Raw genomic sequence first — 12052 nt, forward strand, 5'->3', positions numbered from 1 at the left:
TTCTTGATATTTTTTGCTATACTTTAGCCAGATATATGGAGAATGTATGAACTATTTGCAAGCATTAGAGATTGCTATAAATTATATAGAAGATAATATGGAAAAGAATATTACAGTTTTTGATATTGCAAGGACTACAGGTTATTCATATTATCATTTTTCACGTGTTTTCCAAGCTATAATTGGAGAATCGATTGGTTCGTATTTGAAGAGCAGACGTTTGAGTGAAGCAGCAGATGATTTGTTAAATAGTAATACAAATATATTGGAGATTGCTTTAAAGTATGGTTTTACAACGCATGAAGCTTTCACAAGAACGTTTAAGAAGCGATACCATAAGTCTCCATCATCATATCGAAAGCACGGGGTTAGCTATTTTATAGAGAAAAAGAAAGTTATCGATTTTTCGATGTTAGAATATCTTGAAAAAAATCATAAGATTCAAAAACCAAAAATCATGAGAGTAGAGACTTTTACAACGATTGGAAAAAACTATCAAACAAGTCTTTTAAATAATGAAATAGTAAATGCATGGAAAGATTTTATTTCTTATATTAAAAAAAATATAACGTCTATTCCCATTAGAAGTTATGCCTTATGCAATACAGATACTCCATATTATGATGAAAAAGGAGATGTTTTATTTTCGCATCAATTATCAATTGATTATAGTAGTACTTATAAGAATATTCCTGATACTATGGAAAAACGTATTGTATTGGGGGGAAGATACGCAGTGTTTTTGCACCAGGGCAAAGTAAGAGATTTAGTAAAAACTTATGAATATATCTGGGGGATTTGGTTGTTAAATAATGAAGAGGAATTTGATGAATCAAGAGTGGATTTTGAAGTTTACGATGAACGCTTTTTAGGAACTGAACACTTGGAAAGTATCGTTGAAATTTTTATTCCTTTAAAATGAAACACTTTTAGAAGTGTTTTTTATTAAGGGAAAAGTAAATCCTACCTTTTTAGTTCTTTATGTTAGGGACTATAGGAATAATTTGAATACTTTATGTTTATATTTGTTGCTATACTTTTAGAGTAGGTTTTAGGTTTTCTTTTCGATCCTTTCCTGTCCGGAAAGAAAACTTACCTACAACAGAGTCAATTTCCAACAATCTAATTTATGATTATGGCGCCCTTCATCCGTATTTTAAGTTTTTGTTTGGAAATTGAATCATGCAAAAAAGAGTTGTAATTTGATAGTTGATATAATAATAACTATTCAGTTACAACTCCTTTTTTATGTTTGGGGTGTTTTATCAGCAATTCGTATACAGCAAGTGGAGCAGGAGAAGAATAGAAAGAAAGCGTAAGTGAGGAGGAAGAAATGGATCTTCAAATAACATCACCAAATGTGAGGATTTCTATTTATAGATGTATTATTCAATAGCTGCAATGATTTGATTAATTGTATCAGTTTCTAAAAAATCATCAATTAGTAAGATTTTTTGTCCGCTTGCATTTGCTGGTAGGGGAATGGTTGATAAAATGATATCAAAGGATTGAAAGAAGGCCCGTGAACTAGTAATTACTTGTTCATAGCGGAGCTTTGTGATATCAACTTTTTGAACATTACCAATATTAATTGAATTTTCAATTTTTGATGCCAAATAGGTAGCATGTTGATGACTGAAATCACTAATTACTAAAATCATTTTCATTTTTGGCAAATGAATATACTTTGATGTATACACATTAAAATAATAAATAAACACATCAAATAAGACACAAAGGTTTAAACCAACTTTTTTAGATAATTTTTCAAGATGTACATAAGTGATTTTTGCTTTGTCTGGCTTTGTCTGTTGATATTTTTTTGCGAACCATTGCATTCGGCTATAAAATAGATAGGAAGGATATGGGAATATTTTACAATCTAGATAGATTCGATATAGTATGAAATATACAAAGTCTTCAACTTCGCCAATATGACCGATAGGAGAATGTTTTAAGATTGCTTTTGCTGTGTTTCTAAGTTCTTTAGTAACGCTTTCTCTTTCCTGAGAAGTTTCAAAAAAATCATAGGATATAATAATTAAGGAAAAAGATCGTTCTAACCCCGCAGGTGTTAGGTTAGGAAAAGAAAACTTATAACCATCATAAATACTTTTTTTAATATTTAAATTCACTTGATACTTTTTATCCAAAGGAAACCCTTGATTTTCTCTAACTAAAGATATAGCTAATAACATGGAATAATATAATGATTCTACACCATTGAAACTATCGACTGCAAATCGCTCTTGAATGATATTTTCTACATTTTTTTTACTAAAACTCAAATCAAAGGAAAAAGGTAATTCAAATCCATGAGATTCAATAAATGCAAAGGTAAAAAATTTACGGATATAAGCTTCATTATCTCCAGCAATAAAATATTTACCTCGTTGAACTTCGATTTTTATTTTATATTTTATAAGTTCGTTATTAATTTTTGAAATTAGTCTTTTTAAGGTGGAATTGCTTACATAGAGTTTTTCACTATAAAAATTGATGTTTTGTTCTGGATTTATGAATAATTCTAATAGCCATTGAACACTTAATGATTCGTTAATCATCTGGTGAAAAACTATTTTGTTGATAGCGTAGTTACGATTGGCTAAACGAATTCCATATTTTTTTGATGTTTCAATTGTTAGTAAATGCCCCCATTTTTTTCTAATGATATCCACATCTTTGGAAATCGCTCTAGTTGAGCATCCTATTGTTTGTGCTAATTGATTTACGGTAGTTCTTTCTACATCGTAAGAAAGGATTTCAATAATTTGAACAATCCTTTGGGTAGTACTGTCTAAAAGTTGTCTCATTCGACCTCATGCTTTCTCCCTCCAACAACCAATGGGTTGTTTTTTACCAAATGAAAACACATTGCGTATGTAATGTGTTTTCTGTAAGTATAGTTATATCATATTTTTTTTCTAAAATTAAGTAATAGATGCTTTATAAATTGAATTAATTGACACAGAAAGAGTATCATTAAATTCCGTATCACTTTGTTGTACGCTTAGTCCTTCTGCTAAGGCTCTAGAGAAGCTAGCAATCAGACCATGATTTTCTACCAATAATGCATTCGCTTCTTCACGAGAATAACCGCCAGACAGTGCTACAACGCGAATTACATGTGGATACTCCATAAGCTCTGCATAGAAGTCAGGTTCACTAGGAATAGATAATTTAAACATTATTTTTATTTTCTTATCCAATAATTCCAACTGCTTGAAAATCTCTTCTTTTAAAATTATTTCAGCTTCCTTTTTATCTGGAATGTGAATATCTACTTCAGGTTCTAAGATAGGGACAAGTCCAAAATCAGCGATTTGTTTACCAATTTCAAATTGTTGTCGAACAATTTTTTTAATTCCTTCCCGATTTGCTTCTTTGATAACAGAGCGCATCTTTGTACCAAAAATATTTCTTGCTTTTGCTTTTTCTAATAGTTCATCTAAATTTGAAATAGGTTTCATTACTTGAACACCATATTCTAATTCTTCTAGTCCTTTGTCAACTTTTAAAATTGGTATAATCCCTTTCACATCCCATAAATAATCTGCAGTCAATTTGCCATCAATTTCACGATCCATAGTATTTTCGAATAAGATAGCCGCCAAGATATGTCTAGAAGTAAACGCAGGGCTTTTAATAATACGTGTTCGCATTTGATGGACGAGTGAAAACATTTCTTCATCATTTGTGTAAGCATCTTTTGCAATTCCATACTGTGCAAGTGCTTTTGGTGTGCTACCACCACTTTGATCAAGAGCTGCTATAAATCCTTTACCTGTATGCATACGATTTAATTGTTCATTATTCATAAGTATATCCTCCATTTCATATATTTTAATTATAACACTCGTTAAGAAGGGAAAGATAATGGTTTACTCAATTAAATATGGTATACTGTATGAAACAATATACATCATAAGAGAGAAGGAGGGAGGAAGTCCAACCATTTGATATTATACAATCGATAATATAAATGTTCTGTGGAAAAGTTAAGTTAATTATCACGATTACTAAAACAATACTGATGACAGTAGTTTTAGTAATGATAATGACTTTGCATTTCACAGTTTTTTTATGATGTATATTGTTTTTAGGAGGAAATCATGAATAAGAAATTAATCGATATTTATAAAGATTTACCATTTCCATATCAAAAAAGCAATGAATTATTTTGGGATGATGAGTATATATCTAAACAGATGTTAAAAGCACATTTAGATAAAACAAGTAATTCAGCTTCAAGAAATTTAAAGACAATTATAAAATCAACAAAATGGATTTTATCTTTGAATTGTAGAAAGCAAAATCCGATGGTTTTGGATTTAGGATGTGGACCAGGTATTTATACGGAGCAATTTTATAATCTTGGATGTAAAGTAACAGGCGTTGATTTTTCGAAACGCTCGATTACTTATGCAAAACAAGTAGCGAATCAAAAAGGATTAAACATAGATTATTTATATCAAGACTATTTAACACTATCCTTAAAGCAGGTATATGATATCATCACGATGATTTATTGTGATTACGGAGTATTAAATTTAGAGGAACGCAAACATATTTTAACTATGGTTTATGAGAACTTGGTAGAAAAGGGTGTTTTTGTTTTTGATGTTTTCACAAAAGCAAACTACCTTACATTTAAAAATAATGTAGAAGTTACATACGAAGAAAAAGGATTTTGGCGTAATCATCCTTATGTATGTATTAAACGTAATCATCAATATGACAATCATATATATTTGGAACAATATCTAATTGTTGATGATCAAGATGCGCAGTATTATAATATATGGAATACTAGTTTTAGTGTTGAGATGATTTTAGAAGAATTAAGTCAAGTGGGGTTTATTGATGTTACTATATATGCAGATTGCACAGGTAAGAAATACCACAAAGATAGTGAAACAATTTGTATCGTTGCAAGAAAGAAGTGATTGCATTTCTAATTTGGTTTCGTTATGATGATTGTTGAGAGAAAAGAGGTATAATTATGGATTTACTAAAATTACAAAATGGCAGTGATATTCGTGGTGTAGCAGTTGATGGTGTGGAAGGTGAGCCAATAACATTAACAGCAGATATTGTTTATGCTTTTGCAAAAGGTTTTGCAAAGTATTTGCAAGACAAAACGAATAAAGAGAAACTTCGTGTTGCGGTAGGACATGATTCAAGAATTAGTGCAGATGATTTAAAACATGCAGTATGCCAAGGTCTTAGTGATAGTGGTTGTCTTGTTTATGATTGTGGATTAGCGTCTACTCCATCTATGTTTATGTCAACGCTTTTTGAAGAATTTCAAAGTGATGGAGCAATCATGATTACTGCTAGTCATTTACCATTTAATCGAAATGGGATGAAGTTTTTTGATAAAGATGGTGGACTCAACAAGAAAGATATTACGACTTTGATTACACATGCAAAAGAAGCGCAATTTCTATCAGGAATAGGAAATATTGAAAAACAAAATTTATTATCTACGTATTCGCAGTTTTTAGTGGATACGATTCGCAAACAAGTGAATGATCAAGAAGATTATGATAAACCATTAAAGGGCATGAAGATTATTGTTGATGCGGGAAATGGAGCAGGAGGATTTTATGCTGAAAAAGTATTATCTGTACTTGGGGCAGATATTACTGGTAGTCAGTTTTTAGAGCCAGATGGAATGTTTCCAAATCATATTCCAAATCCAGAAAATAAAGAAGCGATGGCTGCAATATGCAATGCAGTAAAAAAGAATCATGCTGATCTAGGGTTGATTTTTGATACCGATGTAGATCGTAGCAGTGCAGTAGATAGATTTGGGAATGAAATTAGCAGAAACGCAATTGTAGCATTAAGTGCAGCTCTTGTTAGCGAAGACCATCCAGCAACAACGATTGTTACAGATAGTGTAACGAGTGATGAGTTACATACCTTTTTAGAAGAAGTATTGAAGGTAAAGCATTTGCGCTATCAACGTGGATATAAAAATGTAATTAATAAAGCGATTGAATTAAATGATAAGGGAATTGATTGTCAATTGGCAATTGAGACAAGTGGCCATGCAGCGTTAAAAGAAAATTATTTCTTAGATGATGGAGCTTATTTGGCAACTAAAATAGTTATAAAAGCGGCTAAATTGTTTAAAGAGGAAAAATACATTGATGAGTTAATTAGTGAATTAAAACATCCTTTAGAAGAACAAGAATTACGATTCCAAATCAAAAATACAGATTTTTCTGCATATGGAGATGATGTGTTGAAAGCTTTAGAGGTGTATTCTAAAGCACATCCACAGTTTCAATTGGCAAAAGAAAATTATGAAGGATTGCGGTTTTCGTTTGATAAAGAACATGGAAATGGATGGTTTTTGCTTAGAAAATCATTACATGATCCAATTATGGCATTGAATATTGAATCAAATACAAAGGATGGATGTAAGAGTATTGCAAAACAACTCCTTGAATTTTTGAAAGAATATGATGGTCTTGATGTTTGCTCATTGGTTGACTTCATCAAGTAATATAGAGAATAGCTTACATGCTATTCTTTTTTCTTTATAAAACCTTTCGAAATTCTTTTTCTTTATTGCCCATAGATATTATAAATCTTTGTTTATAGTTATCTTCGTCGGAGGTGAATATAGAGTGAAAAAGTACAAACCATTATTTTTAAGTGCTGGTGTTTTTCTATTTGTGTTAGCTGCATTTTGTTTGATGGTATATAAGCCATTTATGAATTTTATTGAAAATCCGAAAACCTTGCAACAGAGTTTATTATCACTTGGTATTATTGGGCAAATGGTAATGATTCTTATTATGGCGGTTCAAGTCGTTCTTGTTTTTCTGCCTGGTGAACTTGTTGAAATAGGAGCTGGATTTATTTATGGACCTATTCATGGAATGATATTATGTTTGCTAGGCGCTGCTTTAGGCTCAATTATTATTTATGTTTGCATAAGTAAATTGGGGGTAAAACATCTTAAGAAGAAAGTGGATAATGAGCAGATAAAGCATATTGAGAAAATGAAAGAAAAAAAGAATATTCAGATGATTATCTTTACTATTTTTTTCATTCCAGGAACACCAAAAGATATTTTAACGTATGCAGCGCCTTTTACAGGAATATCCTTAAAACAATTTCTAATCATAACAAGTGTTGCAAGAATTCCATCCGTTATTTCTAGTACCTTTGGTGGAAGTACACTTCATACAAATAACTTAACTTTAACACTATCTATTTTTATTGTAACGGCACTTATCTCTGTTTTAGGTTTGTGGTTTTATAAGAATAAGTTATAATCTTTCGAAATTCTTTCGAATTATATACTAGGTTTCTTTCTGTTTGAAATGTATAATGAAAGGCGTGAAAGAGGTGTGTGGTTATGGTGTATAAGATATTGATTGTTGAGGATGAAATAGAAATTGCAAATGCAATTGAGATATATTTAAAAAATCAAGGGTATATTGTTTTTAAAGCAGCAAATGGAAAAGAAGGTTTAAGTATCATCGAACAAGAAGATATTAGTTTAGCTTTGGTTGATGTTATGATGCCAATTATGGATGGTATTACAATGATTATGAAATTGCGAGAGCAATATGATTTTCCAGTAATTGTATTATCTGCTAAGTCTGAAGATATTGATAAAATCACAGGGCTTAATATAGGAGCAGATGACTATGTGACAAAACCTTTTGTACCAATGGAATTGTTAGCGCGTGTAGCGGCACAATTACGACGTTATACAAGGTTTATTGAATTAGCTAAGAAGGAAGAATCTGCCAATCGTTATGTTGTTGGTGGATTGGAAGTAAATATAGATACAAAAGAAGTGTTTGTAGATGGGGAGCTAGTAAAGATTACACCAATAGAATTTAAAATATTAGAACTGTTAATGAAACATCCAGGAAAGGTATTTTCTGCCGATACAATTTATGAACTTGTATGGAAAGAGGATGCAATTAATACAGAAACTGTAATGGTTCACATTCGTAATTTAAGAGAAAAAATTGAAATTAATCCAAAAACCCCAAAATACTTAAAAGTTATTTGGGGTGTAGGATATAAAATTGAAAAACAATCGTGAGGGTTATATGAACAAGAAAAGAATATGTAAAGTATCATCTGTTTTATTGCTACTTGTGCTGTCATGTTTTATGGTTATTAACTATGATGCAATGAAAGAAAGAGATGGAAAAGATGATGAAAGTTTAAGAGATTACATTTATCAAAAGTGTGAATTACTTCCAAGATATGAATTGATGCTAACGTCACATTTACTAAGTGAACAGGGAACAGACTTAAAGTCATTAGTAAAAGAAGTGAAAACAAAAAATATTAATGTAGATTTACAACAAATAGAGCAATTTCAAGGACATTCATTATCGGAACTTGAAGGAGAGCCATTAAGATATTATGCAATTGATCATACCAAGGGAACGATTTTTACCAATGATAAAGCATTAGGGAAAAAACAGGATGTCGATCGTATAAAAGAAAATTATTACTATTATCTTCGTGTTGATTATGACCAACAAGGAGAGGCAAAAGCAAGTGGCGATTATGATGATTATGATAACTTTGCAGATGAAAAATATCTTCTTGAAGAGCTTGAAGCTCAGAAATATTATGTGTTAGGAGCAACACTTTATGATGAAAATACAAATAGTGAAATAAGGACATTGACATTAGAAAATCCTAAAAACATGACTTTTGTATATGCAATTCCTAGGACATACACATTAAGTGATTTTCATATGTATGGTTATAATAATAGAGCAGAAGTTTATACAAGTTATTTATTTCCTTATGTAAGTTTGTGTGTACTTGTAATAATACTATTTATTATGTTTTATCCAATGGCAATCATAAAGGAATGTAACCCTTATAAGAGCCTTAAAAAAGTAAAGTTCGAAATTGCTTTTATAGTATCAATTATAGCAACTTGCCTTAGCGTTTTGATTGCGCCTGAGATTACAGCTGTAACCAACAGTGGAAGACTGATGGATTCAATTATGGAAGTTGGAGTCAACAAAGGAAGTCCAATAATTGAAGGAATTATAAGTATTATTATGTGGATGTTGATATTTCAATTTGTTGCGTATATTGTATTTATTTTGAAGTATATAATAATGAAAGGGTTTCAATATTTTAAAGAAAGAACCCTTGTTGCATGGATGATAAACAAATTAATGGAATTACTCGATAAAATTACAAAGTTTGATTTTAGCGATTCGCAAAATAAAGCAATTCTTCGTTTTGTAGCTTTTCATTTTATCATCATTAGTATTCTTAGTATGATTGGTTTAGTTAGTAATTCGTTCCTATTGGTTTTAGTCTTTATCACTTTATATTCTATTGCTTTATTTTACTTCTTAAGAAAAAAGTTTAGCACAATAAAACAAGATTATATGATTTTATTAAATTCTACGAAGAAATTGTCAGATGGTAATTTTGATATAGAGATTGATCAGAATTTGGGGATTTTCAATTCTTTGGGAAATGAATTTAGTAACATCAAAGATGGATTTGAAAAAGCTGTGAATGAAGAGGTGAAATCACAGCGGATGAAGACAGAATTAGTATCGAATGTATCACATGATTTGAAAACGCCATTGACAACGATTATTACTTACATAGATTTATTAAAGAATGATAATACATCTGATCAACAAACGGCAGAGTATATTCAAACATTAGATCGAAATGCAATGCGTTTGAAAAATTTAATTGATGATTTGTTTGAAGTGAGTAAAGCAAATAGTGGAAATATTCATTTAGATATAGAAAAAATAGATGTGGTTTCTTTATTAAGGCAAGTGAACTTTGAATGTATGGATAGTAATCAAAGCAAACAATTAGAGTTTAGGATTACTACTTCATCTGATAAAATTGACATTCATTTAGATAGTAATAAAACATATCGTATTTTTGAAAATTTATTTATGAATATTTATAAATATGCACTTGCTAATACACGTGTGTATATAGATGTGGTTGAACAGGATGATACTGTACATATTTCTTTTAAGAATATTTCTGAGCAGGAAATACAGTTGAGTGAGGATGAATTGGTAGAGCGTTTTGTTCAAGGAGATAAATCAAGAAATAGTTCTGGATCAGGTTTGGGATTGGCAATTGCGAAAAGCTTTACAACTGTTCAAGGGGGAACGATGAAGATACTTATTGATGGTGATTTGTTTAAAGTAGAATTGGTCTTTAAGAAAGATAAGCGTTCATAACAAAAAAAGAGCATCTTGTTTCAAATAGAAGCCAAGTAGATGCTCTTTTGCTTATCATGGATATGAAGGACTTGAGTACCTAACGCCCTGACATCTCCAGTCCTTCCCTATTCTAATAAATCCATATCATAATCATATAATAAGTTATTTGTCTCAAAGACATTTAACTTTTTTTCAATTGCGTGAATCAAAACGGCATCACGTTTATGTTTAGCATATAGTTTACCATTATTAGTGAGTTGTAGAAGTTTGTTGCATTCATCTAAAGTACAATGAATACCTAAAGAAAATTGAATGATTTTATCTTTTCCACCTAACTTTTTACCTTGTAATATTTGATAAGCGTATGTACGATCCAATAATGTATTAGCGATGACATCACTTTTTTTAGCCTTATATTTAACTAGAAGTAATTCAAAATATTCAATGAATGTTATTTCTTCTAGCTGGTCTACAATATCCTTAAGGTTGTCTTGTGAAGAATGCTTTAAGATTGATTCTAACTCGGTTGTTTTATGGTGTTTTGTATATTTTTTCATCAACTATATTATACAATAAAAAAAGCTACTTTTATAGTAGCTTATACAATTGACATTCCTCCATCAATAATGATGAATTGACCTGTTACATAGCTTGATGCATCACTAGAAAAATATAAGATTGTGCCATTTAATTCGCCTCGTTTTCCAGGACGATTCATTGGATTTAATCCATTGTATAGATTCAAGAATGCTTCTGATTTAAACAATGTGTTTTCGGTCATTTCAGATTCAAACAATCCAGGACCAATGGCATTTACAGTAATGTTGTATTTACCATAAGATGCAGCCATTCCTTTGGTAAGTCCCAATACAGCTGCTTTACTCGCATTGTATGAATGACGGATGAAGGTATCATCTTTGTCTGCAATAATTGCATTTATGGAAGCTGTGTTAACAATTTTTCCATAGTTGTTATCTATCATATGTTTTACAACATATTTACTAACTAAGAAAATTCCTTTTACATTCACATCCATAGATTTGTCAAAATCTTCAACACTCAATGTATCAACACCACCGCGAACTGCAACACCTGCGTTATTTAATAAGATATCTAAATGTCCAAAATGATCAAAGGCTTTTTGGATTCCATCTTTTACACTTTCTTCGTTTGTGACATCCATCTTAATTGGTAAGACATCACGCCCCAAAGTTTTGATCTCCGCTGCCACCGCTTCTAAACGATCAAGTCTTCTTGCTAACAATACAACATCTGCTCCTGCTTTTGCATAAGCGATTGCAGCATCTTTTCCTAAACCACTACTAGCACCAGTTACAACTGCTACTTTACCTGTTAAGTCAAACATAGTATTACCTCCCATCTTTGTTTGTGTTAACTTTACATACATTATACGAGTGATCTAAGAAAACAACAATTTATGTGCTTAAGATAATTATTTGAAAAAGGCTTGCATTTTTTATTGTTAACGTGTAATATGTCTATATTAAAAGTAATGATCAGGAGTAGTACCTAAATAAAGTGCTTATAGAGACTAGTTGGTTGGTGAAAAACTAGAGCATGAAGTAGGGAACGTGACTGTGAACTGGGATATCGAACGATGATGAGGTAATCCTCGCTTGCTAGCGTTATAGTAAAGAGCCAATACAGAGAGTGTATTGGAAACATGGTGGTACCGCGAACTATTCGTCCTTGTATGTAAGGATGAATTTTTTTATTTATAGGAGCTAACTATAAGGAAGTCAAGCAATATTGACCAACTTTAAAAAGTTTTTAAAGATCTTTGAAAAGTGAATAAGTGTACACTGAAAATAACT

The 12052-nt window shown here is 30.9% G+C and carries 10 protein-coding genes and 1 other annotated feature; of the genes, 6 read left to right on the plus strand and 4 right to left on the minus strand.

Features of this window, described 5'->3' with window-relative positions:
- Window positions 1–46: 46 nt before the first annotated feature.
- Entirely contained in the window at window positions 47–922 is an 876-nt protein-coding gene (locus M2475_RS06250; protein ID WP_277490302.1) for an AraC family transcriptional regulator, read from the plus strand.
- A 463-nt stretch (window positions 923–1385) separates the two neighbouring features.
- Here M2475_RS06250 and M2475_RS06255 read toward each other — a convergent pair whose 3' ends face one another.
- Both M2475_RS06255 and M2475_RS06260 read right to left on the minus strand, forming a co-directional pair.
- On the minus strand, window positions 1386–2813 hold the full coding sequence (locus tag M2475_RS06255) for an HTH domain-containing protein (RefSeq protein WP_277490303.1): 1428 nt from the start codon (window positions 2811–2813) through the stop codon (window positions 1386–1388).
- Between the two features lie 117 nt (window positions 2814–2930).
- Window positions 2931–3818, minus strand: a complete 888-nt coding sequence (locus M2475_RS06260) for a fructose bisphosphate aldolase (protein ID WP_277490304.1) — start codon at window positions 3816–3818, stop codon at window positions 2931–2933.
- Between the two features lie 294 nt (window positions 3819–4112).
- Between M2475_RS06260 and M2475_RS06265 the strand changes: the two genes are divergently transcribed.
- The 5 genes from M2475_RS06265 to M2475_RS06285 all read left to right on the plus strand — a co-directional run bounded on the left by M2475_RS06265 (window position 4113) and on the right by M2475_RS06285 (window position 10235).
- Window positions 4113–4946 carry a class I SAM-dependent methyltransferase gene (locus tag M2475_RS06265; RefSeq protein WP_277490305.1) on the plus strand — a complete coding sequence of 278 codons (834 nt, stop codon included), beginning with the start codon at window positions 4113–4115 and terminating at the stop codon, window positions 4944–4946.
- Window positions 4947–5002: 56 nt separating this feature from the next.
- A complete protein-coding gene (locus M2475_RS06270) occupies window positions 5003–6517 on the plus strand; it encodes a phosphomannomutase/phosphoglucomutase (protein ID WP_277490306.1) in 1515 nt (504 codons plus the stop codon).
- A 124-nt stretch (window positions 6518–6641) separates the two neighbouring features.
- Entirely contained in the window at window positions 6642–7295 is a 654-nt protein-coding gene (locus tag M2475_RS06275; protein WP_277490307.1) for a VTT domain-containing protein, read from the plus strand.
- An 83-nt stretch (window positions 7296–7378) separates the two neighbouring features.
- Entirely contained in the window at window positions 7379–8080 is a 702-nt protein-coding gene (locus tag M2475_RS06280; protein WP_277490309.1) for a response regulator transcription factor, read from the plus strand.
- A 7-nt stretch (window positions 8081–8087) separates the two neighbouring features.
- On the plus strand, window positions 8088–10235 hold the full coding sequence (locus M2475_RS06285; protein ID WP_277490310.1) for a HAMP domain-containing sensor histidine kinase: 2148 nt from the start codon (window positions 8088–8090) through the stop codon (window positions 10233–10235).
- A gap of 107 nt (window positions 10236–10342) precedes the next feature.
- On the opposite strand, the gene M2475_RS06290 is transcribed toward M2475_RS06285, so the two are convergent.
- Together M2475_RS06290 and M2475_RS06295 are read right to left on the minus strand one after the other, a co-directional pair.
- On the minus strand, window positions 10343–10774 hold the full coding sequence (locus M2475_RS06290) for a hypothetical protein (protein WP_277490311.1): 432 nt from the start codon (window positions 10772–10774) through the stop codon (window positions 10343–10345).
- 41 nt (window positions 10775–10815) lie between these two features.
- A complete protein-coding gene (locus M2475_RS06295) occupies window positions 10816–11583 on the minus strand; it encodes an SDR family NAD(P)-dependent oxidoreductase (protein ID WP_277490312.1) in 768 nt (255 codons plus the stop codon).
- 138 nt (window positions 11584–11721) lie between these two features.
- Window positions 11722–11932: a binding site (T-box leader), on the plus strand.
- The last annotated feature ends 120 nt before the right edge of the window (window positions 11933–12052 follow it).

Origin of the sequence: Breznakia sp. PF5-3 (assembly GCF_029504745.1) — a bacterium.
Taxonomy (GTDB): Bacteria; Bacillota_I; Bacilli_A; order Erysipelotrichales; family Erysipelotrichaceae; genus Breznakia.

What these genes read in the sequence shown, in the direction of transcription:
- M2475_RS06290 (WP_277490311.1), bottom strand. Translation starts at nt 10,774, where the DNA reads ATGAAAAAATATACAAAACACCATAAAACAACCGAGTTAGAATCAATC.
- M2475_RS06280 (WP_277490309.1), top strand. Translation starts at nt 7,379, where the DNA reads ATGGTGTATAAGATATTGATTGTTGAGGATGAAATAGAAATTGCAAAT.
- M2475_RS06265 (WP_277490305.1), top strand. Translation starts at nt 4,113, where the DNA reads ATGAATAAGAAATTAATCGATATTTATAAAGATTTACCATTTCCATAT.
- M2475_RS06285 (WP_277490310.1), top strand. Translation starts at nt 8,088, where the DNA reads ATGAACAAGAAAAGAATATGTAAAGTATCATCTGTTTTATTGCTACTT.
- M2475_RS06270 (WP_277490306.1), top strand. Translation starts at nt 5,003, where the DNA reads ATGGATTTACTAAAATTACAAAATGGCAGTGATATTCGTGGTGTAGCA.
- M2475_RS06260 (WP_277490304.1), bottom strand. Translation starts at nt 3,818, where the DNA reads ATGAATAATGAACAATTAAATCGTATGCATACAGGTAAAGGATTTATA.
- M2475_RS06255 (WP_277490303.1), bottom strand. Translation starts at nt 2,813, where the DNA reads ATGAGACAACTTTTAGACAGTACTACCCAAAGGATTGTTCAAATTATT.
- M2475_RS06250 (WP_277490302.1), top strand. Translation starts at nt 47, where the DNA reads ATGAACTATTTGCAAGCATTAGAGATTGCTATAAATTATATAGAAGAT.
- M2475_RS06295 (WP_277490312.1), bottom strand. Translation starts at nt 11,583, where the DNA reads ATGTTTGACTTAACAGGTAAAGTAGCAGTTGTAACTGGTGCTAGTAGT.